This is a genomic window from Cupriavidus pauculus (genome assembly GCF_008693385.1).
GTDB classification, from domain to species: domain Bacteria; phylum Pseudomonadota; class Gammaproteobacteria; order Burkholderiales; family Burkholderiaceae; genus Cupriavidus; species Cupriavidus pauculus_D.
Genome location: NZ_CP044065.1, coordinates 787549 through 810011, shown reverse-complemented (window position 1 = coordinate 810011; position 22463 = coordinate 787549). Strand labels below are relative to the sequence as shown.

Sequence of the window (22463 nt, the reverse complement as noted above, 5' to 3'; positions counted from 1 at the left end):
GCCTCCAAGCTTACACGCTTCAGAACAACGACCCCTGCTCGCCTTGCGCCGTCATGGGCCGCAGCGCGGACGCGTCGATCCATTCCCCTTCCGCCGTCGCCACACCCGCTTCGATGCGCTTGCCCGGAAACATCGGCGTAATCGCCGCCACATAACGCGCGAGCTGCGCGCCGTATGCCGCATGCTCCTGCGGCAGCAGTCGCAGCTTGTAGTCCACGATCACCACGCGATCTTCGAATTCGACCAGGCGGTCGATACGCAGCAGGCGGCCGCGCGCGTCGTAGAGTTCGACCTCGTTGCGCGCGGACACCGCCGCGTCAGGGAACAGCAGCGGCCGTAGCGCCGGCGCCTTCAGCATCGCGGCGGCTTCCGAGACGGCCAGCACGATCTGTTCGTGCCACTGTTCGCGCGCGCCCGGTGCGCCCGCACCCGTTGCCGGGAACCAGCGCAGGACCGTGTCCGCGTCGGGCACGCTGCCGAAGGCCTGCGGATAGCGCGTGATGCGTTCGAGCAGCGCGTGCACGAGTTCGCCGTGGCGTGCGGCGGCCGCGTCGAACACGATGCCCTCTTCCTCACCATCCTCGTCACCCAGGCCGGCCATTGCCGCCTCTTCCGCCGAAATGGGCGTCACCGCATCGCGGAAGCGTTCGCGGAAGTCCGTGTAGCGGATGCGTTCGCCAGGCGCGCCCGTCACCGCGCGCATGTCGGCCTCGGCATGCGTCGCGGCGTCGGGGTACGCGTCAACGGCCTCGCCGACGCCCGCCGCCGCCAATCGCACATACCAGCTGCCCGCGATCTCGCTCGCGTTCTGCTCTTTCTCCTTGCTCGCGCGGCCCTTCACGCCGCTGACGATCAGCCCCTGCCGCGCGCGCGTCATCGCCACATACAGCAGGTTCCAGTTCTCGCGCTCGGCCAGCGCGGCCTCCGCATCGAACATGGGCTGGCGCGCAAGGCCACGCTCGGCCTGCTTGCCGTAAGCGGAGAAATGCGTCGGCACGCGCGCCGATGGCGGCCAATCGACGAGAATGCCGGCGCGATCGGGCGCGGGGTCGCTATGGTTGGCGTCGAGCAGCACCACGAACGGCGCCTCGAGACCCTTGGCCGCATGCACGGTCAGGATATGCACGGCATCCAGCTGGCTGTCGCCATCGGTCTCGGGCTCGGCTTCGCCTTCGTCCACCGATTCCCCCATGCCGCCCTCGTCGGGGCTCTCGTCTTCGTCCCCGCGGCGAATCTCCTGCAGCTCGTCGATAAATTTCGGCAGACTCGGATAGCGGCCGCCGTCGAGGTCGAGCGACAGCTTGAGAAACGCGTCGAGGTTGGCCAGCACCTGCTCGCGAATCGCGGCCGGCGCGGACTCCGCATAACGCCGGCGGATCTCGCCTTCGTGATAGATGCGGTCGATCAGATCGTGCACAGGCTTGTGCGGCGCGAGCGCGAGCCATGCGCGCAGGCGTGCCACGCCCCCGCGCACCGCGTCGGAGACCTCGGGCGGCAGGCCCGTCGCCTCGATGCGCGCCCACCAGCCGCGCGTGGCCTCTGCGCCGGCCAGCAACAGCAGGTCGTCGTCGGACGCGCCGACGATCGGGCTCTTGAGCACATGCGCGAGATCGAGGTCCGACTCGGGCGTCATCAGGAACGCGAGCAGCGCCGAGATATCGAGCGCTTCCAGCGTGGCGAGCAGGCCGCCGCGGCGCGGGCTCAGGCAGGGGATGCCGGCTTCGCGGAACGCGCGTTCATAGTCGGCCAGATGCGACTTGCGGCGGACCAGCAACTGCATGTCGCGCCAGCACGCGCGGCGCTGGGTCTTGCCGTCCTGCACGGGGATGTTGTCGCGGATGTGATGGAGCCACGCGGCCACGCGGCGGCCTTCCTCGAAGCGCAGCGAGTCGCCGAGCGCGGTGCGGGGCTCGCGCAGCGTGTCGCGATGCCCAGTGGCATCGGACACCTCGCCCGCGTCCTCCGCGTTCCCCGCGTTCCCCGCGACCTCCTCGGCTTCCACCAGCGGCAACTGCCACACGGGCCCGCCCGGTGTGTCCAGCGCCGTGGTCTGCGTCTCGTAGAGCGGATAGCGCCCTTCGGCGCGGCCCGCATCGAAGACCGCATTGACCCAGTCGAGCACCTCCGGCCGGTTCCGGCGCGTCCGATTCGTGCGCAGTACCGTCGCGCCGAACTCCGCCTCGAGCATCGCGCTCGCGGTGCCGAACAACCGCGCATCCGCGCGCCGGAAGCGATAGATCGACTGCTTGGGATCGCCCACCAGAAACACCGTGGGCCGCTCCGCCAGCCCCTGATATCCGGCCAGCCAGCCCTGCAGAATGCGCCACTGCAGCGGGTTCGTGTCCTGAAACTCGTCGAGCAGCAGATGTCGGTAACGCGCGTCGAGCCGCACCTGCAGATAGGTGGCCGTTTCCTCGTCGGACATCAGCCGCGCGGCCAGCCATTCGAGGTCGGCGAAGTCCATCGCGCGCGCTTCGCTCTTGTATTGCTGATAGCGATCGAGCAGCGCATCGCCGAGCTTGTAGAGCGCGAGGTTCACCGCGAGCACCGCGGCCTCGCAACGGCGCGCCGCAATCCTGTCGAGCCGCGCGCAGTGGTCCGCATGCCGCGCGAGCAGATCTTCCACCGCGCCCTCGCCACCCGCGGCCTTGACGAGCGCGGCCGTGCGGCGCAGCGAGCGCGGCTTGCCGGCCTGCGTGAAGAACGCCGCGCGCAGATGGCCAAACGCGTCGGCGGCGCTCGCGCCGGGCAGCCGGCCCGCGGCCTGCCACGCGCGAATGGCTTCCAGGCCGGCGCCGAGGGCGCTGGCATGGCCCTGCTCGGTCTTGCCGCCGGTGCCGAGCAGCGACGCCAGTTGCTGGCAATCGTCGAGCCAGTCCTCGTCGCACAACGCCTCGACCAGCACGTCGGTCACGGCATCGTCGCCGAGATCCGCCGCGAGCTTCGCCGCCGGATCGCCACCGTCTTCGCGCAGGGCCCACCACTCGCTGCGCGCATGGAACATGCGGTCGAGCAGCGCGCGCGTCTGGAATTCGCCGATCGCATCGACGAGCTCGGCGTAGGCCGCGCGCAGGTCTTCGTATTGCGGCGAGGCCAGCGCGCGCCAGAACGGCGCCCAGGCTTCGCGCTTCATGCGCAGGGCGTCTTCGCGCAACATCGCGCCCGGCACGATGCCCGACGAGAGCGGCGCGCCGCGCAGCAGCGTGCCGAACCAGCCGTGGAACGTGTCGATGGCCATGCGTCCCGGCGACGCCAGCACCTGCGCGTGCAGCTGCCGCGCGCGCGGCAATGCGTCGCGCGCCGCGTCGGGCGTCAGGCCGCGCATGGTAAGCGCCTCGATGACCGCGTCGTCGCCGGCGCTCGCGAGTTCCGACAGCACTTCGAGCAGACGCTCGCGCATTTCCTCGGCGGCCTTGCGCGTGAACGTGATGGCGAGAATTTCGTGCGGCTGCGCGCCCGCCAGCAGCAGCCGCACGAGGCGCGCCACGAGCAGCCACGTCTTGCCGCTGCCCGCGCAGGCCTCCACCACGACGGAGCGCGACGGATCGCACGCGGCGCGCGTGAATTCGGATTCGGCGACGGGCAGGCCGTCGCGCAGATAGGCGTTTGCACTCATGTCAGATCTGGCAGCGCGGTGGATTCCCAGAAGCCCTTCCGGCACAGGCCGCGCGCTTCGCAATAGGTACAGGCCGAGGCGTCGCCGAACGCGGCGAGCTTCGCGCCGCGGCGCAGGCGGATGACGTCCTGCCGCAGCTGCCGCGCGAGATGATCCACCGCGGCGTCGAAGTCCGGCAGATCGACTTCGCGCTGCTGCCCCGCGGGCTCCCTGCCGCCTTCCTTCACGCCCTCGAGCGCCACCCAGCTGCCCGCGTGCGCATCGGCGCGCAGCAGGCCATAGAACGGCAGCTGGCAATCCTCCTCGACATCGCCGGCCTTCTTGCGCAGGCGCAACGCGCTCTGCGTCTTGTAGTCGAGCACCGCGCGGCTGCCGTCGGCGCCCGCGTCGATGCGGTCGATACGGCCCGTGAGCCGCAGCGGCACGCCGTCCTCCATCGCGATATCGACGCTGACGTCGATTTCGCCGCCCTGCCAGTGCCAGCCTTCGGCTTCTCTCGCGGCCTGCCACTGCACGTACGACGGCAGGACCTCGCGCCAGCGCCAGTAGTAGCCGAGCGCGTTGCCGTCGTCACGGATCAGCGCGCCGAACTCGTGCTCCGAGATCTCGCGCAGCCGTGCCAGGCGGCGTTCGTTGTCGCGTTCGTCGCGATCGCGCATTTCCTGGTGGTAGCGATGGAGGACGCGGTGCAGCAGCGTGCCGATATCGCGCTTCTCGAGGTCGTCGCTCATGTCCTCGAGCCCCGCAAGACCGAGCATGCGGCCCGCGAAGAACTGATAGGGGCAGCGTCGCAGCATGTTGTAGGCCGCCGCGCTCCAGCGCGCGGGCACGCGTTCCGGGGCCGATGGCGCGGGCATGCGCGCGGGGCGCGCTTCGGCTTCGAACGCGCGCGGGGCGGCGCTTGCCTCGATGGGGGCGCCGGCGCGGCGGCAGCATGCCGACAAGCGCTCGATCCAGCCGGACACGTGATGCGGTTCGCCGCGGGCGCCGACCTTCTGCCATGTCAGCACGACGTCGTCGTTGTTGAGCAGCACTTCGGCCAGGTCTCGCGCCTGCTGCGCGAAGCGCGCCTCGCGGTCCTCGAGGTCGAGTTCGCGGCGCATCTGGTTGGAGAAGAACATGAGCTCGGCCGCGCTCGACGGCAACTGCGCGTCGTCGCAGCCGACGACGACCACGCCGTCGAAGCGTCGCATGCGGGCGCCGTTGAGCGGCAGGATCGTGATGCGCGACGTGCTGGGTTCGGAGGGTTCCTTGTAGGCGACCGATTCGAGGATGGCCGACAGCATCGCGCGGAACTCGTGCTGGGCGAGCGTGGCATGCGCGCCGGTTTCGTCGCCGGGCAACTCGGCGAGACGCGCGAGGGCGTCGAGCATCTGCCGGCCGGCATCGTCGGCGGCGAGCGCTTCGCGCATCGCGAGCGCGTCGAGCATGGCGTCGAGGCGCGCGAGCCAGACCGACAGCGGCTGCTGCGCATGGCCGCGCGGCCATTGGGCGGCTTCGTCGGCCAGCTGCGCAATGATCGCCCGCGCCGCGGCCCGCGCCTCGCGCTCGGCCCGCGCGGCGTCGGCATCGGCGGCGTCAGCATCGGCAGCGGAAGCGCCGTCGCCGGCCGCCTCGCGTTCGTCCTCTCGCGCAGGCAGCAGGTGCCGCAGCCGCTGCCATCCGCCCGTGATCGTCTCGCGGCGGATCTGTCGTTCGATCAGCGCGATCGCCGCGCCGCGATGCGGGGCGTCGGGCAAACAGAATGGGCTCTTGAGCAGGTCCAGCAACGCGCCGGTGTCGCCATCGCGCGCGAGCACGTCGAACCATCGCATCAGGGCTGCCGCCGCGCGCGTGGTCGACAGCTTCCAACCGGTCTCGTCGCGCACGGGCGCGCCGGCCCGCGCGAGCAGCGCGCGCACGCGCCGCGCGACGATCCGGTCGTGCGCGACCAGCGCGACGTGCCGGCGGCCTTCGTTGAGCCATGCGACGAGCTGGTCGGCCGCGGCAATCGCCTCGTCCTCGAAGCGCGCGCTGCCGATCACGCGTACCGACGGACGCTGCGCCGGCAGGATGTCGGGCAGCGTCGCGTGGCGTGCGGCCGCGCGGGTGCCCGTGCCCATGTCCATGCCCGTGACGGGGCCGCGTTCGTCGCCATCGCGGAAGTCGGGACCGGCATCGGCGTAGCCATCCTCCTCGCCTTCCTCCACGTCCGGCGCGCGACGCGCCTCGGGCCATAGCGCGAGCAGCGTGCCATACCAATCGGGCACGGCATCGTCCGCCCCGCCCGACCAGTCGTAGCCAATCTCCAGCGTCGGCACCTGCTCGGCCGCACGGGCCAGAAACACGGCCTCGACGGGCACCGGCGGTGTCGGCGCGATCCAGATCACCGGCCCGTCGATCGTCGCCGCCAGCCGCTGCAACGCCCGCCGCCGCGCGGGCAACGGATCGTCGGGCCCCGACAACTGCTGCCAGAACGCCAGCACGATCTGGGCCTCCTGCCCGAGAAAGCGCGTCGACAGATGCGCATAGGTGCGCTCCAGCGCCCCCTGCAGCAGCTCGGCCCGATCGTCACCGGGAATCTCGTCGTCGTCCCGCACGGCCGCATCCTCGAGCCACCGCGCGCTGAGCTCGTCGCTGATCGACAGCAGCGTCTGCGCGAGTCCCCACGCGGCCGCCTCGGTCTGTGCCCCGAACGAGGCCCGCAGCCATTCCTGCGAGCGAATCGCCTGCTGCACCGACAGCAGCCGCGCCGCATGGCTGCGCACGGGCAGCGGCTCGGTCTCGAGATCGGGCGGCAGGTCCTGCAGCCAGTGGCCGAGCGTCACCACGCGCGGCAGCAGCCGCGGCGCGCCGCCCGCGCGCGCGGCGGCGTCGAGCGCGGCCCGCACTCCGGGAATCTGCGCGGCCGTGGGCACGACCACATGCGCCGCCGCCGCGAGCGGGCCGCAGTGGTCGAGGAAGTGCCAGGCGGAGACGGCGGCCTGCTCGAGGAAGGCGGGGCCGGGAGGAAACAGAAGCCGGGTCATGTCAAACAGCAGGCCCGCTGTCCCGCGCGATGCGTCGTGCGGGACAGCGGGCCGGTTGGCGTCGGGCGCAAAAGTTTACAGCAGTGGATGATGGGGCCGGGTGTCGGCGCGGGCAAGGGGCACGTAAGCGGCACGTAAGGGGCAAACGAGAGGCAAGTGGGGGAGGTAAGGCGGCGGGCAGGGTTGCGGGCAGGCGGGGGCGCACCGGGCCGTCGGCCCGGCTTGCGCAACGCTCAACGATCCGTGCCTTCGAGCCGCGCGCGGATCTCGCGCGCCGTTTCCAGCAGGCCTTCGTAGCCCGAGCGCGCATGCTCGGGCAGATCCGGGTCGCCGATCAGCGTGCCGAGCGTTTCCATCACGCTGTAGACCAGGCCTCGGGCAGCGCCCGTGGCGATGCTGTTGGATTCGACGGCAGTATTCAGATGCGCCAGCGCATCGCCAAGGTGCGCGGCGTCGGGCCTGTCTTCCACTGCTCGCTCGCGGGATTCGGGGGAGTCGGGAGTCATGTCGGCTAGCCTCGGTAAGTGAACACTATAAGTGCATTCTAGAGCATGCAAGCCGCCCCATATTCAGGGAAATCCCTGCGGCAGGCAACGCGCCTGGAATGCGCATGGCGATTGGCCAAAACTCTCGATCCGATTAAAACAATGTTTCACGGCCGGCGTCGAATCTTGGCACAATCTGAACCGTGAGTGCCTTACCCGGTGCGGGTTCAGGCGGGGGTCTTGAAATTTGACAAGCTGGTAACATATCGGTTTCGAGCAAGGCTTCTGGTGGCTTTGTGCCGTCCGGCGAGCCCGCGGAATCTCGTGTATGGTATCGAGCAGGCCAAATCGCCAGATCCCCCGCCTTCAACAATCGCCCTTCAACGTAATTTGAGCGAAACCTGAGGTTTTCCGCCATGAGCGAACAAATCAAGTATGTAAGCGACGCGTCGTTCGATGCCGACGTTCTCAAGTCCGACAAGCCCGTGCTGCTCGACTTCTGGGCCGAATGGTGCGGTCCGTGCAAGATGATCGCCCCGATCCTCGACGAAGTCGCGCGCGACTACGGCGACAAGGTGCAGATCGCCAAGATCAACGTGGACGAAAACCAGCAAGTGCCCGCCAAGTTCGGCATTCGCGGTATTCCGACCCTGATCCTGTTCAAGAACGGTTCGGTTGCCGCCCAGAAGGTCGGCGCGCTGTCGAAGTCGCAGCTGACGGCATTCCTCGACGGTAACCTGTAATCGGTTTTCCGGTCGTTCGGCCGTGGGATGCCCCTCCATGCGGGGGGCATCATCCCAAAGCATGATCCCGCGTGCGTGCGCCAACTCTGGCGCGCCGGCTGGATTGTGCTAAGATGCCTCCAACAATTTCCCCGAGCGTTCGCTCATATTTCCCCCCTTTCCGCTTAGGTTTCGTCCCGCTGTCCTTTCCGGGCACCCCCGATCGGTGCACACCAACGGGCACCCAAGTGGCTTCCCCTACTCCCTTCTGTACCCCTCGTCTATGCACCTGACAGAACTCAAATCGCTTCACGTGTCTGCGCTTCTCGAAATGGCGGCAACGCTCGAGATCGACAACGCACAGCGGATGCGCAAACAGGAACTGATGTTTGCGATCCTGAAGAAGCGCGCCAAGATGGGCGAAACCATCTACGGCGACGGCACCCTGGAAGTTCTGCCCGATGGCTTCGGTTTCCTGCGCTCGCCGGAGACTTCCTACCTCGCCAGCACTGACGACATCTATATCAGTCCCTCGCAGATCCGCCGGTTCAATCTCCATACCGGCGATTCGATCGAGGGCGAGGTCCGTACGCCGAAGGACGGCGAGCGCTACTTCGCGCTCGTCAAGGTTGACAAGGTCAACGGGCAGCCGCCCGAAGCGGTGAAGAACCGCATCATGTTCGAGAACCTGACGCCGCTGCATCCGAACCGGCCGCTCCAGCTCGAACGCGATATCCGCGCCGAAGAAAACATCACCGGCCGTATCGTGGACATGATCGCCCCGATCGGCCGCGGCCAGCGCGCACTGCTGGTGGCCTCGCCGAAGTCCGGCAAGACCGTGATGCTGCAGCACATCGCGCATGCGATCGCGAACAACCATCCGGAAGCGGATCTGTTCGTGCTGCTGATCGACGAACGCCCGGAAGAAGTGACCGAAATGATGCGCTCCGTGCGCGGCGAAGTGGTGGCGTCGACGTTCGACGAACCCGCGATCCGCCACGTGCAGGTGGCCGAAATGGTCATCGAGAAGGCCAAGCGCCTGGTCGAACTGAAGCGCGATGTGGTGATCCTGCTGGACTCGATCACGCGTCTCGCCCGCGCCTACAACACGGTGGTGCCGGCCTCGGGCAAGGTGCTGACCGGTGGTGTGGACGCCAACGCGCTGCAACGCCCGAAGCGTTTCTTCGGCGCCGCGCGTAACCTCGAGGAAGGCGGTTCGCTGACCATCATCGCCACCGCGCTGATCGAAACCGGCAGCCGCATGGACGACGTGATCTACGAAGAGTTCAAGGGCACGGGCAATATGGAAGTGCACCTCGAGCGCCGCCTGGCCGAGAAGCGCGTCTACCCCGCGATCAACCTGAACAAGTCGGGCACGCGCCGCGAAGAACTGCTGATCAAGCCGGAAATCCTCCAGAAGATCTGGATCCTGCGCAAGTTCATCTCGGACATGGACGAAGTGCAGGCCATGGAGTTCATCCTCGACAAGATGAAGCCGACGAAGAACAACGCCGAGTTCTTCGACATGATGCGCCGCGGCGGCTGATCATGACGGAACGCCCTTCGGGGCGTTTTTTGTCGCCGCGTTTTTGTTGCCAATTTCTGCCATGAAACGAGGCCATGTTCGGCAAGCTCTCGCAATTCCTGCGCAGCCGTTCCCGCGCGCGCAAGCTCGAGCAATACGCAATCCCCGATGACCTCTGGGCCAGCACGATCGCGGCCCTGCCCTTCGTCGCGCGCTATGGCGACGCGGATCGCGCCGCCCTGCGCGAGCTGGCCACGCTGTTTATCGCGGACAAGGAATACTCCACCGCGCACGACCTGCCGCTGACCGACGAGATGGTGGTCAGCGTCGCCGTGCAGGCCTGTGTGCCGGTCCTGCGGCTCGGTATGGCGTGGTACCGCGGCTGGCACGGCATCGTGCTCTACCCGGGCGAATTTCTGATCCGCAAGACCGTCGAGGACGAATACGGCCTCGTGCACGGCGTCGAGGAAGAAGCCAGCGGCGAAGCGTGGGAGCATGGCCCGGTCATCCTGTCGTGGCCCGATGTCAGCACGCCCGGCGCGGGGCTGGCCGGGGACGGCTCGCCGCCGGACACCTACAACGTGGTGATCCACGAGTTCGCCCACAAGCTGGACATGCTCGATGGCGAGGCCGACGGCGTGCCGCCGTTCTCGCGCGTGCTGCATCCGGACGTCGACGCCGGGCAATGGGCGGAAGATTTCCTGGCCGAGTACGACACGTTCGCCGATGCCTGCGATGCGGTGCCGGAGCGGTCGTGGGACCACCCCGAGCGCCTGCCGCCGCGCATGCGCGTTATCGATCCCTATGGCGCGGAAGCCCCTTCCGAGTTCTTTGCCGTGGCGTCGGAGTCATTTTTCGTGGAGCCCTACGGCCTGCGTCAGCACTGGCCGAAAGTCTACGCGGCGCTGGCGACGTTCTACCGGCAGGATCCCGGCGCGGCGATGCCATGAGCATTGCCCAAGGTCTTGTTTTTCTGTCATAATCCCGGTTTGCCCGTTATCGGCAAGTGGTCCGCGCGCCCGCATTACCCGCACCAACATCCGGCACCAACGCGCAGCGGACTGGCTACCCAACCAGAAAGGAAACACCATGAAAGAAGGCATTCACCCCAATTACCGCGAAGTCCTGTTCCACGATGTGTCGAACGACTTCAAGTTCGTGACGCGCTCGACGATCCAGACCAAGGAAACGATCACGCACGAAGGCAAGGAATACCCGCTGGCGAAGATCGAAGTCTCGTCGGAATCGCACCCGTTCTACACCGGCACCCAGAAGATCATGGACACGGCCGGCCGCGTGGAGAAGTTCCGCCAGAAGTTCGGCAGCAAGCTCGCCAGCGTCAAGAAGTAATCGCTGCGACCAGCAAGCTCCAGAGAGGCAGCATCGGCTGCCTCTTTGTTTTTGTACTCCCCGTCGATGCCTCCAGCGAAGTCCTCCTCCCCCGTCCAACTGACCGCCGCCAACACCGGCGCACTGCCGCGCGTGCTGCTGCTCGCGATCTGCGTGGTCTATGGCCTGGTCGGCCTGTTCGGCCGTGACCCCTGGAAGAACGAGGATGCCGCCGGCTTCGGCGTGATGTGGCAGATGGCCACGGGCGGCACGCAGGACTGGCTGATGCCGAATATCGCCGGCCGTCCGTTCGGCGAGGACGGCCCGCTCGTATTCTGGGTCGGCGGGCTCATGATCAAGCTGTTCGGCGGTCTGCTCGGCGCGCCCGACGCGTCGCGGTTGTCGACACTGCTGTTCTATTTCGCGACCTGCGCATTCGTCTGGTACGCGACCTATCTGCTGGGCCGCCGCGACGAGGTGCAGCCGTTCGCCTACGCGTTCGGCGGCCAGCCCGACGCGCGCGACTACGGCCGCGCGCTCGCCGATGGCGCGCTGCTGATCCTGCTGGCCTGCGTGGGCCTGGCCATGCGCGGCCACGAGACCACGCCGCAGGTCGGCCAGGTCAGCTTTATCGCGATGATGCTGTATGGGATGGTCCGCAGCCTGGACAAGCCGATACAGGGCAGCCTCTGGGTGGGCTTCGCGCTGGGCGCGCTGTGCCTGTCCAGCGGCCCGATCCTGCCGATCGCGCTGTTCGTCGCCGCGCTGGTCGGGGGGGCCGTGTGCCAGCCGGTACCGCTGCGCAAGCTGCTGACGATCGGCCTGCCCCTCGCGCTCGCGATCGTGGCCGCATGGTTTGCCGCGACCTATTTCGGCGCGGCCGATCGCGACGAGGCCGTGTCGTTCATCCGCGAATGGACGCGCTACGACCGCCGCAACTATGGCGGCCCGTCGGGACAAAGCCTCGGCTTTATCGCGCGCAACTTCTTCCTGTTTTCGTGGCCGGTGTGGCCGATCGCCGCGTGGGCATGGTTCTCCTGGCGCGGCATGCGCCGGGCCGCCCATATCGCGCTGCCCCTCTCGCTGCTGCTGTTGCTGTTCCTGCTGCTGATCGCGCAGCGCCAGACCGGCGACGTGCAGTTCATCCTGCTGCTGCCGCCGATGGCCGTGCTCGCCGCGTTCGCGCTGCCCACGCTCACGCGCGGTGCGATCAACGCGATCGACTGGTTCGCGCTGCTGCTGTTCACCATTTTCGGCGGGACCGTGTGGTTCCTGTGGATCGCCAAGACCACAGGCTGGCCGCCGAAGATCGCCAACAACGTATTCCGCCAGTTACCGGGCTTCCAGCATTCGTTCACGATCAGCGCCGTGATCTGCGCGCTCGTCGTCACCGCATGCTGGGTGGTCGTCGTGCGCTGGCGCCTGTCGCGCGCGCCCAAGCAGATCTGGCGCCCGGTCGTGATCTCGGCCGCCGGCACCACGCTGATGTGGGTCATCGCCATGACGCTGTGGCTGCCGTCCATCAACTACGGCAAGACCTATCGCGATGTCGCGCAGGCCGCCGCCCTCGCGCTGCCGCCGACGTACCAGTGCGTGCAGCCGATCCGCATGGGCAATGCGCAGCTGGCGTCGTTCGCATACTTTGGCCATATCCGCTTCGGCGGCCCGGCCGACGGCTGCGACATCCTGCTGCGCCACGATGCCGTGGATTACGGCGCGCCCAGCAATCTCTCGCACTTCGAATGGCGCCTGATCTGGGAAGGTCGCCGCCCCGCCGACCGCGACGAACGGTTCCGCATGTACCGGCTCGTCGAGGCCCCGCCCGTCGTAGCGCCCACGCGTCCGCGCCGACTGCCCCGACAACCCTGACATGACAAGCGCATTGCAGGACGTCCGCCGCATCGCGCACCTTGCGGCGCCGGTGCTCGTCGGGCAACTGGCACTCGTTTCGTTCGGCGTCATCGATACCGTGATGGCCGGCCGCGTTTCGGCGGCCGACCTCGCCGCGGTGGGGCTCGCCAGTTCCATCTACGTCACGATCTATATCAGCCTGATGGGCGTGCTGCAGGCGCTGGCGCCGATCGCCGCGCAGCTCTACGGCGCCAACCGCCTGGCCGAGATCGGCGTCGAGGTGCGGCAGGCCGCGTGGCTGGGGCTCGCGCTCGCGATTCCGGGCATCCTGCTGCTCGCCTTTCCGGCACCGCTGCTGCGCTTTGCGCAGGCGTCGCCCGAACTGGTGGAGAAAGCCTCGCACTATCTGCATATCGTCGCGTTCGGGCTTCCCGCCGCGCTCGCATTCCGGCTCTATCAGGCACTGAACAACGCGCTGTCGCGGCCGATCATGGTCACGGCGCTGCAACTGCTCGGTCTCGCCCTCAAGGTGCCGCTCAATGCGTGGTTTATCCACGGCGGCCTCGGCGTACCCGCGATGGGTGGCCCCGGCTGCGCGCTCGCCTCGAGCCTCATCAGCTATTGCTGGTTCGTGGTCGGCCTGCTCATTCTCCGCTTCGACCGCCGCTACAGGCCGCTCGGTATTTTCAGCACGTGCGAGGGCCCGCAGTGGGACCGCATTCGCGGCCTGCTGCGGCTTGGCGTACCGATGGGGCTGACCTATCTGATCGAGATCACCTCGTTCACGCTGATGGCGGTGTTCATCACGCGCATGGGCCTGGTCACGCTGGCCGGGCATCAGATCATCGCGAACCTCGGCGCGGTGGCCTATATGCTCCCGCTGTCGCTGGGCATTGCCACATCGACCCTGGCGGCGCAATCGATCGGCGCGCACGATCGCGCCGCCGCGCGGCGTATCTCGTGGCGCGGCATCCGGCTGGCCGCGGCACTGGCCATGGTCATGGGCACGATCCTGTGGTTCGCGCGCGAGCCCCTGCTCCACCTCTATACGACCGATCCGGCCGTGATCGCCAAGGCGTTGCCGCTGATGGCCTTTATCGCGTGCTACCAGGCGTTCGATGCCGTGCAGGTCATGAGCGCATTCATCCTGCGCGCCTACAAGATCGCGCTGATCCCGACGCTGATCTACGCGACGTCGCTGTGGGGCGTCGGGCTCGGCGGCGGATATCTGCTGGGGTTCGGGCTGATTCCCGGCGCGCCGGCATTTACGCACGGTGCCGCCGGGTTCTGGCTCGCCAACAGCATCAGCCTGGGCATTGCCGGCGCGCTGCTCGTGCGATATTTCATGCTGGTAAGCCGCGTCGAACGCTGATTATGTGAATCTCGCTGGCGGAGCGCTCGGCGCGATTATCGTGGGACGCTGGTGACGGCGTTCCGGCGATTATCTACAGGCGAGTCGAAAATGGGAAAGACAAAAGAAAAAACCCGCTTGGTATTATCCAAGCGGGCTTAGTTTTGGCGGAGTGGACGGGACTCGAACCCGCGACCCCCGGCGTGACAGGCCGGTATTCTAACCGACTGAACTACCACTCCTTAGTCGGCGGCGTCTCAGGCTTTTGCCTGAGACGCCTTGCTGAACGTTTGGTTACGTTCTGCTATTTGGCGTCCCCTAGGGGATTCGAACCCCTGTACTCACCGTGAAAGGGTGATGTCCTAGGCCTCTAGACGAAGGGGACAGAAACTTGTTTGACAACGTCGTTCTGTCTGTACGCTGCGAAGTCCGTTATTCTAACTAACTTTGCAGCGTTTGTGAAGTGTTTTTTTACTGCTTTTTACTACCAACACTTCACTGTATCTTGGTGGAGCTAAGCGGGATCGAACCGCTGACCTCTTGCATGCCATGCAAGCGCTCTCCCAGCTGAGCTATAGCCCCATGATACTGCAACCTACTTTCAACTCTCGCTGACTTCAACTTCGATTAACTCGTCGTTGTTTCTAGCGAAGACAAGATTATAAAGCAACCTTGTTTTTTTGCAACCCCTTTTTTAACTTTGTTTCTGCTATCTCGTCGTTCGCATTACTACCGCATAACGACCCGATAATCGGGAAACTCGGTCAGCTCGCTTTGTTTTTCAACCGCGCTGCAGGGAGAACGAGATTATGCTGAAGTCCCGGCCGGAGCGCAAGCCCCCGCCGAAACTTTTTTTCCATCTCAGAGGCCCTTCTGCATCCGGCTCAGCACGGTGTCGCGGCCGAACAATTCCAGCACCGCGTCGATCGACGGCGTCTGCAGTTGCCCCGCCACCAGCAGGCGCACCGGCATGGCAAGCTTGGGCATCTTCAGGCCGAACTCGGCCAGCACGGCCTTGAAGGTCGCGCCGATGGCTTCGCGCTTCCACTCGGGCAGCGCGGCCAGCTGCGTGGCCAGCGCGGCCAGCGCCGGGCGGATCTCGTCGGTCAGGTGCTCGGCCTTCAGCGCCGCATCGGGCTGCGGTTCGCCGCGATAGAACAGCAGCGCGGTCTGCGCGACTTCCTTCAGCGTGTTGGCGCGATCCTTGACCAGCGCGATGACCTCGGGCAGCGGCGCGCCTTCCACGGTGCCCCCGAGCGCTTCAATGAACGGCTGCGTGAGCGTGGCCAGGCGCGCGTTGTCGCCCACCTTGATGTAGTGGTTGTTGAGCCAGGCCAGCTTCTCGGGGTTGTACTGCGCCGGCGACTTGCCGAGGTGTTCGAGGTCGAACCACTCGACGAACTGCTCGCGCGAGAAGATTTCCGCATCGCCGTGCGCCCAGCCCAGACGCGCGAGGTAGTTCAGCACCGCCTCGGGCAGATAGCCTTCATCGCGGTAGCCCGTGACCGCCATCGCGCCATGGCGCTTGCTCATTTTCTCGCCCTGCTCGTTCAGCACGGTCGGCAGGTGGGCATACACGGGCGGCGTGCCGCCGAGCGCGCGGATGATGTTGATCTGGCGCGGCGTGTTGTTGACGTGATCGTCGCCGCGAATCACGTGCGTGATCCGCATGTCGAGGTCATCGACCACGACGCAGAAGTTGTACGTCGGCGTGCCGTCCGGACGCGCGATGACGAGGTCGTCGAGCTCGTCGTTCGAGATCTCGATCTGCCCCTTGACGCCATCCTCCCAGACCACGCTGCCGCCGATCGGGTTCTTGAATCGCACCACCGGCGTAACGCCGGCCGGCGGCTCGGGCAGGACCTTGCCCGGTTCCGGACGCCAGAAGCCGTTGTAGCGCGGCTTTTCGCCCGCGGCGCGCTGCGCTTCGCGCAGCGCGTCGAGCTCTTCCGTGCTCATGTAGCAGTGGTACGCCAGACCGCCGTCGAGCATCTGCTTCACGACCTCGCGATACCGGTCCATGCGCTGCATCTGGTAGAACGGACCTTCGTCGATATCGAGGTCGAGCCAGGCCATGCTTTCCAGGATCACGTCCACGGCTTCCTGCGACGACCGCTCGACGTCGGTGTCCTCGATACGGAGGATGAAGTCGCCCTGCATGCGGCGGGCATAGGCCCACGGGTAGAGGGCCGAGCGGATGTTGCCGAGGTGAATAAAGCCGGTGGGGCTCGGTGCGAAGCGGGTGCGGACGCGTTGTGTCATGGGCTGGGGAAAACAAAAAAGCCCGCGCACGGATGCGCGCAGGCTGGATGCGTTGAATGAGTGATTATAGCAACGCACTCGCGGAATCATTTATGCTGCGTGGAGTCTCAATCGGCGGCCGCTCGCCAGCGAGCGGGTGCCGGATGCCACGTGCATCACTTTCCGCTGAACGATCCCTCCCCTATGAAACGACGCCTTTTTCTCGGTGCCGCGCCTGCCGCGCTGCTGCTGGGTGCCTGCAGTTTTGGCCCGAAGCCGGCCACGCCGCCGGTGGCCGCCACACCGGTCAACGTCCCCCCGGCCGTCGCCACGCCGCCGCGCCCGATCCGCATCGGCCTGGCGCTGGGCGGTGGCGCCGCGCGCGGCTTTGCCCATATCGGCGTGATCAAGGCGCTCGAGGCCCAGGGCATCCATCCCGATATCGTCACGGGCACGAGCGCGGGGTCCGTGGTCGCCGCGCTGTATGCGTCGGGCATGGACGGCTTTGCGCTGAACAAGGTGGCACTGACCATGGACGAGGCCACGATCGCGGACTGGGCCCTGCCCTTCGGCACGCGTTTCGGCGGATGGCTCAAGGGTGAGGCGCTGCAGAACTATGTGAACCGGCTCGTGAAGCAGAAGCCCATCGAGTCGATGAAGCTGCCGCTCGGCATCGTGGCCACCGACCTCCAGTCGGGCGAGCGCATTCTCTTCCGCCGCGGCAATACCGGGCAGGCGGTACGCGCGTCCAGCAGCGTGCCGGGCGTGTTCCAGCCCGTATCGATCGCCGGCCACGACTATGTCGATGGCGGCCTCGTCGAGCCGGTGCCCGTGGACGCCGCGCGCGAGATGGGCGCGGACTTCGTGATCGCCGTGAACATCTCGGCGGACCCGGCCTCGCAGAAGAACGGTGGCCAGAGCGGCGTGCTGCTGCAGACGACGGCCATCATGGGGCAATCGATCAATCGCGTGGCGCTGGCGCGCGCAGACGTGGTGATCCGGCCCGATCTGCCCGATATGGCGGGCAGCGACTTTACGTCGCGCAATCGCGCGATTCTCGCGGGCGAGGTGGCGACGGCGGCGGTATTGCCCGCGCTGCGGGACAAGCTGGCGCAGTTGCGTCAGCGGCCGGTCAGCGCGCCGGTCGGCACCGTGGTGGCGCAGTGACCGGCGCGATGGGCGTGCGTTTCTGGAAATGACATCGGTTGTCAGATCAGTGACAGCGGGTGTCACCCCTCGTTAGTGGGGTGACAGCTCTTGTCATCCTGCAGAAGGGCAGAGAGAGCAAGAGAGGGCAAGAGGAGGCAAAAAAAAAGGACTGCCAAGGCAGTCCTTTTTTTGGGCAGGCCGATTTCCATCAGCCGCCATACAGCGAGCGGCCCTGAGCAGCCGGATCGAAGCGCTTGAGCGTCTCGACCATATTGCCCATGCTGTCGCCTGCCCCGCCCTGCGCCGACTCGTCGATGCGGCGGGCGCCGTTGTAGCGCGTGACCCAGTAGCTCGCGCGCATATCGTCGACACGGATCTTGCTGCCGGTGGACGGTGCGTGCACGAACTTGTTGTCGCCGATATAGATACCGACGTGCGAGAACGTGTGGCGCATGGTGTTGAAAAACACCAGATCGCCGGGGCGCAGGTCGTTGACGGCAACCGTCGTGCCAACCTGGCTCATTTCCACGGAGCGGCGCGGGAGCATGAAGCCGAAGGTGTCGTTGAACACGTAGCGGACGAAGCCGCTGCAGTCGAGGCCGGATTCGGGGCTGTTACCGCCGAAGCGGTAACGCACGCCGATCAGGCCCAGCGCATTCATGACGAGGTCGCCAGCCTTGCTGGCCACCGAGCTGGTGGAGTTCATCACCGAGGACAGCAAGCCGCGCTTGCCTTCCACATGCGAATCCGTGCTCAGTTCAGCACGGCTTTCGACGCGGGAGTCGGGATCCTTGAACACCGTATCCGCCAGCACACCGTTCGACACCGTCGCACCGCAGGCAAAGGCAATTCCAATGGCGACCTTTGCCAGGGAATGAAGTACCGTTCGCTGCATTGGTTCTCCTGATGAGTCGGACATGTCTGACCGGGATGTCGGACATCGCCGGACAGGCTGAAAACATCAGGGCGGTTCGTACGCAAGAAGCAGGCCAGATGGCTTTTGCCCCCCACAAGTACGGTCTGGTCACTTTCCGATCCCCAAGTTGTTACCAACTGGTTACCGTTTGCACCATCGCCGTGCGTCGCAACTCGTTATTGGTCACGTATGCAACGGACGAACCACCCCCGAAAATAGGTATCGCGGGATCTTAAAGGCTTACCCGTTGATCTGTCAAAGATCGTTACAAATTTCGTCGATTCACTATGCGAATCAACGAGCTAGCGTGAAAAACGCATCTTCTTTCTCGCATACCGCATAAAAAACGCGTGCTAAGGCACGCGTTTTTCGGGATGCTGCGACGCACATCACTCAGGTAGCCCCAAGCGCGGCAGCGGCCATCAGCTTGCGCGTATATGGATGCTGCGGCGCGCCGAGTACCGCTTCCGTTTCCCCTGCCTCGACGACCTCCCCGTTCTTCATGACCAGGACCCGGTGCGCCATCGCGCGGATGACGGCCAGGTCATGACTGATGAACAGATAACTGAGGTTGTACTTGTGCTGCAGCTGGGACAGCAGCGCCAGGACCTGCTGCTGGATGGAGACGTCGAGCGCCGACGTGGGCTCGTCGAGCACGAGTACCTGCGGCTTGAGGATCAGCACGCGCGCAATGGCGATACGCTGGCGCTGGCCGCCCGAGAACTCGTGCGGATAGCGGCCGAGCGCCGTGCGGTCGAGCCCGACTTCGCGCAGCGCCTCGATCACGCGCTCGCGCATGGCTTCGCGCGACAGGCCCGGCTGATGCAGCGCAAGCCCCTCGCCGACGATCTGCTCGATGGTCATGCGCGGCGCCAGCGAGCCGAACGGATCCTGGAACACCACCTGCATGCGCGACCGCAGCGAGCTGCGCTTCTTGCGCGTGCAGCTATGCAGGTCGCTACCCAGGAAGTCGATGGTGCCGCCGCTCTTGTTCTGCAGCGCCAGCACCGTGTGCGCGAGCGTGGTCTTGCCGGAGCCGGACTCGCCGACGATGCCGATGGTCTCGCCCTCGCGCAGCTCGAACCCGACACCCTTGACCGCCGGGAACTGTTCCTTGCCGAACCAGCCCGCGATGCCGGCCTTCTTGCGCGCGTAGTTGACCGACAGGTCGCGCACGTTGAGCAGCACGGGCGCCAGCGGCACCAGCGGCAGCACCTCGCGCCGGGGCCGGCTGTCGATGAGCTTGCGCGTATAGGGATGCTGCGGGTTGGAGAACACCTGCGCGGTCTCGCCGGTCTCGACGAGCACGCCCTTCTCCATCACGCCCACGCGCTGCGCGAACGCGCGCACGAGGTTCAGGTCGTGCGTGATGAGCATGACCGCCATGCCGTACTCGGCCTGGAGGTCGCGCAGCAGGTCGAGGATCTGCGCGCGGATGGTCACGTCGAGCGCCGTGGTGGGCTCGTCGGCCAGCAGCAGCTTGGGCCGGCACGCGAGCGCCATGGCGATCATCGCCCGCTGGCGCTGGCCGCCCGAAAGCTGGTGCGGAAAGCTGTTGAAGCGGTTGGCCGCGTCGCTGATGCCCGTGCGTTCGAGCAGCGCGATGGCGCGGTCGCGCGCGGCACGGCGGTCCAGCCCCTCGTGCAGCGCCAGCGTCTCCACGATCTGGTTGCCGATCGTATAGAGCGGGTTCAGCGCGGTCATCGGCTCCTGGAAGATCATCGCGATCTCGGAGCCGCGAATGCCGCGCATCTCGCGGTCCGATACGTCGAGCAGGTCGCGCCCCTCGAAGCGGATGGCGCCCTCGTAGTGGGCGTCCTCGACCAGGCGCAGCATGGCCAGCGCGGTGACGGTCTTGCCCGAGCCCGACTCGCCGACGAGCGCATAGCGCTCGCCCGCGCGCAGGTCGAAGCTCACGTCGCGCACGGCGCGCGTGGCGCCCTCCCCGTGACCGAAGGTCACGGACAGGTTCTCCACGCACATCAGCGTGGTGCCGGGGGCCGGCGCGGCCACGGGTTCGAACGCATCGCCGGGTGGCGTGTTGGATGATGGCATGCGCGATGCGGCAAGGCTCATGACACCACCTCCGGCGCGGGCGCGGCGGCAGCCGGCACCTTGGGCCGCACGCGGCCGCGCAGCTGGGCCAGGCCCATGCGCGTGTCGAACGCATCGCGCAGCGCGTCGCCCATGAAGGTCAGCAGCAGCAGCGTGATGACGAGCACGGCGAACGTGGACACCGAGATCCACCAGGCATCGAGGTTGGCCTTGCCCTGCGCGAGCAGTTCGCCGAGACTCGGCGTGGTCGGCGGCACGCCGAGGCCCAGGAAGTCCAGGCTGGTCAGCGCGAGAATCGCCGCGCTCATGCGGAACGGCAGGAACGTGATGACGGGCGTCAGGCTGTTGGGCAGGATATGGCGCCACATGATCTGCGCGTTGGACAAACCCAGTGCCCGGGCCGCCTTGACGTAGTCCAGCGAGCGGTTGCGGTAGAACTCGGCGCGCACGTAATCGGACAAGCCCATCCAGCCGAACAGCGACAGCAGGATGATCAGCAGGCTCAGGCTCGGCTCGAAGATCGACGCGAAGATGATCAGCAGGTACAGCTCCGGCATCGAGCTCCAGACTTCGATCGCGCGCTGCGACATCAGGTCGAAGCGGCCGCCGAAGAAGCCCATCAGCGCGCCCGTGAGCGTGCCGATCAGCACGCCGATCACCGTCAGCGCCATGCCGAACAGCACGGAGACGCGAAAGCCGTAAAGCAGCCGCGCCAGCACGTCGCGGCCACGGTCGTCGGTGCCGAGCCAGTTCTCGGACGAAGGCGGCGCCGGGTTCGGCTCCTTCGCGAAATAGTTGAGCGTGTCGTACGAATAGCGGTTGGGCGGGAACACCGCGAAGTTGCCATGCGTGGTGATGCGCTCGCGGATAAACGGATCCAGATAGTCGGTGCGCGTCGGGAAATCGCCGTCGAACGTGGTCTCCGGGTAGACCTTGACGATCGGGAAGTACCAGTCGCCCTTGTAGCGGACCACGAGCGGGCGGTCGCTGGACAGGACCTCCGCGGCCATGCTGAAGACGAACAGCAGCACGAACAGGATCAGGCTCCAGTAGCCGAGCCGGTTATGGCGGAAGCGCTGCCACGCGCGCTGGCGCGGCGACATCGAATGGGGAAGCGAGTGCGCGTGCGGCGCGTGGGCGGTCATCGGGGCATCCCTTCGAAATGGATGCGGGGATCGACGAGCACGTAGCAGACATCGGAGATGAGCCGCGTGATCAGGCCGATCAGCGTGAACAGGTACAGCGTGCCGAGCACGACCGGATAGTCGCGGCGCAGCACCGCCTCATAGGACAGCAGGCCCAGGCCGTCGAGCGAGAACAGCGTCTCGATCAGCAGCGACCCCGTGAAGAACGCGCCGATGAATGCGGCCGGGAAACCCGTGACGAGCGGAATCAGCGCGTTGCGGAACACGTGCTTCCACAGCACGCGGCGTTCCGCGAGGCCCTTGGCGCGCGCGGTCAGCACGTACTGCTTGCGGATTTCCTCGAGGAACGCGTTCTTGGTCAGCATCGTGACCACCGCGAAGCTGCCCACGACCGACGCCGTGATCGGCAGCACGAGGTGCCACAGATAGTCCATGACCTTGCCCATCATCGAGAGCTGGTCCCAGTTGTCGGAGGTCAGGCCGCGCAGCGGGAACCACTGCACGAAGGTGCCGCCGCCGAACAGCACGAGCAGCAGCACGCCGAGCACGAAGCCAGGAATCGCGTAACCGACCAGCACCACGAGACTGCTGATGACGTCGAACCGGCTGCCCGCGCGAATGGCCTTGGAGATGCCGAGCGGGACCGAGATCAGATAACTGAGGAAGAACGTCCATAGCCCAAGGCTGATGGACACCGGCAGCTTGGACTTGACCAGTTCCCACACGCTGCGGTGCTGGAAATAGCTCTGGCCGAGGTCGAAGCTCGCGAAGCGCTTGAGCATCAGGAAGTAGCGCTCGATGGGCGGCTTGTCGAAGCCGTACAGCGCCTGGATCTCCTTGATCTTCTCGGGATCCACGCCACGGCGGCCGCGATATTCGGCACCGCCACCGCTGGCTTCGCCGGCGCCGCCGCGCCCTTTCATTTCCATCATCATCTGCTCGACGGGGCCGCCGGGCACGAACTGGATCACGATGAACGTCAGCGTGATGACCCCGACCAGCGTCGGGATCATCAGCAGAATGCGTTTGAGGAGGTAGGCGATCATGGCCGTCGTCGATTGCGCATGGCG

General features: G+C 66.5%; 15 protein-coding genes and 3 tRNA genes. 7 read left to right on the top strand and 11 right to left on the bottom strand.

The genetic code is table 11. From position 1 onward, the window contains the following. Positions 1–19: 19 nt before the first annotated feature. The 3 genes from FOB72_RS03800 to FOB72_RS03790 form a co-directional block, all read right to left on the bottom strand. Positions 20–3616, bottom strand: coding sequence for a UvrD-helicase domain-containing protein (locus FOB72_RS03800; protein WP_150371301.1), 3597 nt, complete (start codon positions 3614–3616; stop codon positions 20–22). Further along, positions 3613–6624, bottom strand: coding sequence for a PD-(D/E)XK nuclease family protein (locus FOB72_RS03795; RefSeq protein ID WP_150371300.1), 3012 nt, complete (start codon positions 6622–6624; stop codon positions 3613–3615). Before FOB72_RS03795 ends, FOB72_RS03800 begins: the two co-directional genes overlap by 4 nt. Positions 6625–6857: 233 nt before the next feature. Then, positions 6858–7130, bottom strand: a complete 273-nt coding sequence (locus tag FOB72_RS03790) for a hypothetical protein (protein WP_150371299.1) — start codon at positions 7128–7130, stop codon at positions 6858–6860. A gap of 395 nt (positions 7131–7525) precedes the next feature. On the opposite strand from FOB72_RS03790, the gene trxA reads away from it, so the two are divergent. From trxA to FOB72_RS03760, 6 genes are all read left to right on the top strand, one after another. Further along, complete coding sequence (gene trxA / locus FOB72_RS03785) at positions 7526–7852, top strand: thioredoxin TrxA (RefSeq protein WP_109580699.1); 327 nt, start codon at positions 7526–7528, stop codon at positions 7850–7852. 262 nt (positions 7853–8114) lie between these two features. Next, a complete protein-coding gene (gene rho / locus FOB72_RS03780) occupies positions 8115–9377 on the top strand; it encodes a transcription termination factor Rho (protein WP_137926051.1) in 1263 nt (420 codons plus the stop codon). Between the two features lie 74 nt (positions 9378–9451). Continuing rightward, the gene (locus FOB72_RS03775) at positions 9452–10306 is read left to right on the top strand and encodes a M90 family metallopeptidase (protein ID WP_150371298.1); all 855 of its coding nucleotides are present in this window, start codon (positions 9452–9454) and stop codon (positions 10304–10306) included. A 139-nt stretch (positions 10307–10445) separates the two neighbouring features. Further along, entirely contained in the window at positions 10446–10706 is a 261-nt protein-coding gene (locus FOB72_RS03770) for a type B 50S ribosomal protein L31 (protein ID WP_109580696.1), read from the top strand. 66 nt (positions 10707–10772) lie between these two features. Next, positions 10773–12554: an ArnT family glycosyltransferase gene (locus FOB72_RS03765; protein ID WP_150371297.1), complete on the top strand. Its 1782-nt coding sequence runs from the start codon at positions 10773–10775 to the stop codon at positions 12552–12554. 1 nt (position 12555) lies between these two features. Next, positions 12556–13908: an MATE family efflux transporter gene (locus FOB72_RS03760; RefSeq protein WP_150371296.1), complete on the top strand. Its 1353-nt coding sequence runs from the start codon at positions 12556–12558 to the stop codon at positions 13906–13908. A gap of 144 nt (positions 13909–14052) precedes the next feature. On the opposite strand, the gene FOB72_RS03755 is transcribed toward FOB72_RS03760, so the two are convergent. From FOB72_RS03755 to gltX, 4 genes are all read right to left on the bottom strand, one after another. Then, a tRNA-Asp gene (locus tag FOB72_RS03755) sits at positions 14053–14129 on the bottom strand. A 67-nt stretch (positions 14130–14196) separates the two neighbouring features. Further along, positions 14197–14272 (bottom strand) — tRNA-Glu (locus FOB72_RS03750). A 121-nt stretch (positions 14273–14393) separates the two neighbouring features. After that, positions 14394–14469 (bottom strand) — tRNA-Ala (locus FOB72_RS03745). A gap of 279 nt (positions 14470–14748) precedes the next feature. Next, positions 14749–16149 (bottom strand): glutamate--tRNA ligase, encoded by a 1401-nt coding sequence (gene gltX, locus FOB72_RS03740; protein WP_150371295.1) that lies wholly within the window; start codon positions 16147–16149, stop codon positions 14749–14751. A 183-nt stretch (positions 16150–16332) separates the two neighbouring features. Here gltX and FOB72_RS03735 point away from each other — a divergent pair, with 183 nt between their 5' ends. Beyond that, positions 16333–17295 (top strand): patatin-like phospholipase family protein, encoded by a 963-nt coding sequence (locus FOB72_RS03735; RefSeq protein ID WP_150371294.1) that lies wholly within the window; start codon positions 16333–16335, stop codon positions 17293–17295. A gap of 190 nt (positions 17296–17485) precedes the next feature. Here FOB72_RS03735 and FOB72_RS03730 read toward each other — a convergent pair whose 3' ends face one another. The 4 genes from FOB72_RS03730 to FOB72_RS03715 form a co-directional block, all read right to left on the bottom strand. Then, on the bottom strand, positions 17486–18172 hold the full coding sequence (locus tag FOB72_RS03730; protein WP_150371293.1) for a C40 family peptidase: 687 nt from the start codon (positions 18170–18172) through the stop codon (positions 17486–17488). A gap of 414 nt (positions 18173–18586) precedes the next feature. After that, a complete protein-coding gene (locus FOB72_RS03725) occupies positions 18587–20248 on the bottom strand; it encodes an ABC transporter ATP-binding protein (RefSeq protein ID WP_150373733.1) in 1662 nt (553 codons plus the stop codon). Between the two features lie 17 nt (positions 20249–20265). Then, positions 20266–21393: an ABC transporter permease gene (locus tag FOB72_RS03720; RefSeq protein WP_150371292.1), complete on the bottom strand. Its 1128-nt coding sequence runs from the start codon at positions 21391–21393 to the stop codon at positions 20266–20268. Beyond that, a complete protein-coding gene (locus FOB72_RS03715; RefSeq protein ID WP_150371291.1) occupies positions 21390–22439 on the bottom strand; it encodes a microcin C ABC transporter permease YejB in 1050 nt (349 codons plus the stop codon). The genes FOB72_RS03720 and FOB72_RS03715 overlap by 4 nt, the downstream gene beginning before the upstream one ends. Positions 22440–22463 lie beyond the last annotated feature (24 nt).

Bases quoted from the DNA above. Each gene is read 5' to 3' on its own strand.
- FOB72_RS03800 (WP_150371301.1), bottom strand. From the start codon at position 3,616: ATGAGTGCAAACGCCTATCTGCGCGACGGCCTGCCCGTCGCCGAATCC.
- FOB72_RS03795 (WP_150371300.1), bottom strand. From the start codon at position 6,624: ATGACCCGGCTTCTGTTTCCTCCCGGCCCCGCCTTCCTCGAGCAGGCC.
- FOB72_RS03790 (WP_150371299.1), bottom strand. From the start codon at position 7,130: ATGACTCCCGACTCCCCCGAATCCCGCGAGCGAGCAGTGGAAGACAGG.
- trxA (WP_109580699.1), top strand. From the start codon at position 7,526: ATGAGCGAACAAATCAAGTATGTAAGCGACGCGTCGTTCGATGCCGAC.
- rho (WP_137926051.1), top strand. From the start codon at position 8,115: ATGCACCTGACAGAACTCAAATCGCTTCACGTGTCTGCGCTTCTCGAA.
- FOB72_RS03775 (WP_150371298.1), top strand. From the start codon at position 9,452: ATGTTCGGCAAGCTCTCGCAATTCCTGCGCAGCCGTTCCCGCGCGCGC.
- FOB72_RS03770 (WP_109580696.1), top strand. From the start codon at position 10,446: ATGAAAGAAGGCATTCACCCCAATTACCGCGAAGTCCTGTTCCACGAT.
- FOB72_RS03765 (WP_150371297.1), top strand. From the start codon at position 10,773: ATGCCTCCAGCGAAGTCCTCCTCCCCCGTCCAACTGACCGCCGCCAAC.
- FOB72_RS03760 (WP_150371296.1), top strand. From the start codon at position 12,556: ATGACAAGCGCATTGCAGGACGTCCGCCGCATCGCGCACCTTGCGGCG.
- gltX (WP_150371295.1), bottom strand. From the start codon at position 16,149: ATGACACAACGCGTCCGCACCCGCTTCGCACCGAGCCCCACCGGCTTT.
- FOB72_RS03735 (WP_150371294.1), top strand. From the start codon at position 16,333: ATGAAACGACGCCTTTTTCTCGGTGCCGCGCCTGCCGCGCTGCTGCTG.
- FOB72_RS03730 (WP_150371293.1), bottom strand. From the start codon at position 18,172: ATGCAGCGAACGGTACTTCATTCCCTGGCAAAGGTCGCCATTGGAATT.
- FOB72_RS03725 (WP_150373733.1), bottom strand. From the start codon at position 20,248: ATGCCATCATCCAACACGCCACCCGGCGATGCGTTCGAACCCGTGGCC.
- FOB72_RS03720 (WP_150371292.1), bottom strand. From the start codon at position 21,393: ATGACCGCCCACGCGCCGCACGCGCACTCGCTTCCCCATTCGATGTCG.
- FOB72_RS03715 (WP_150371291.1), bottom strand. From the start codon at position 22,439: ATGATCGCCTACCTCCTCAAACGCATTCTGCTGATGATCCCGACGCTG.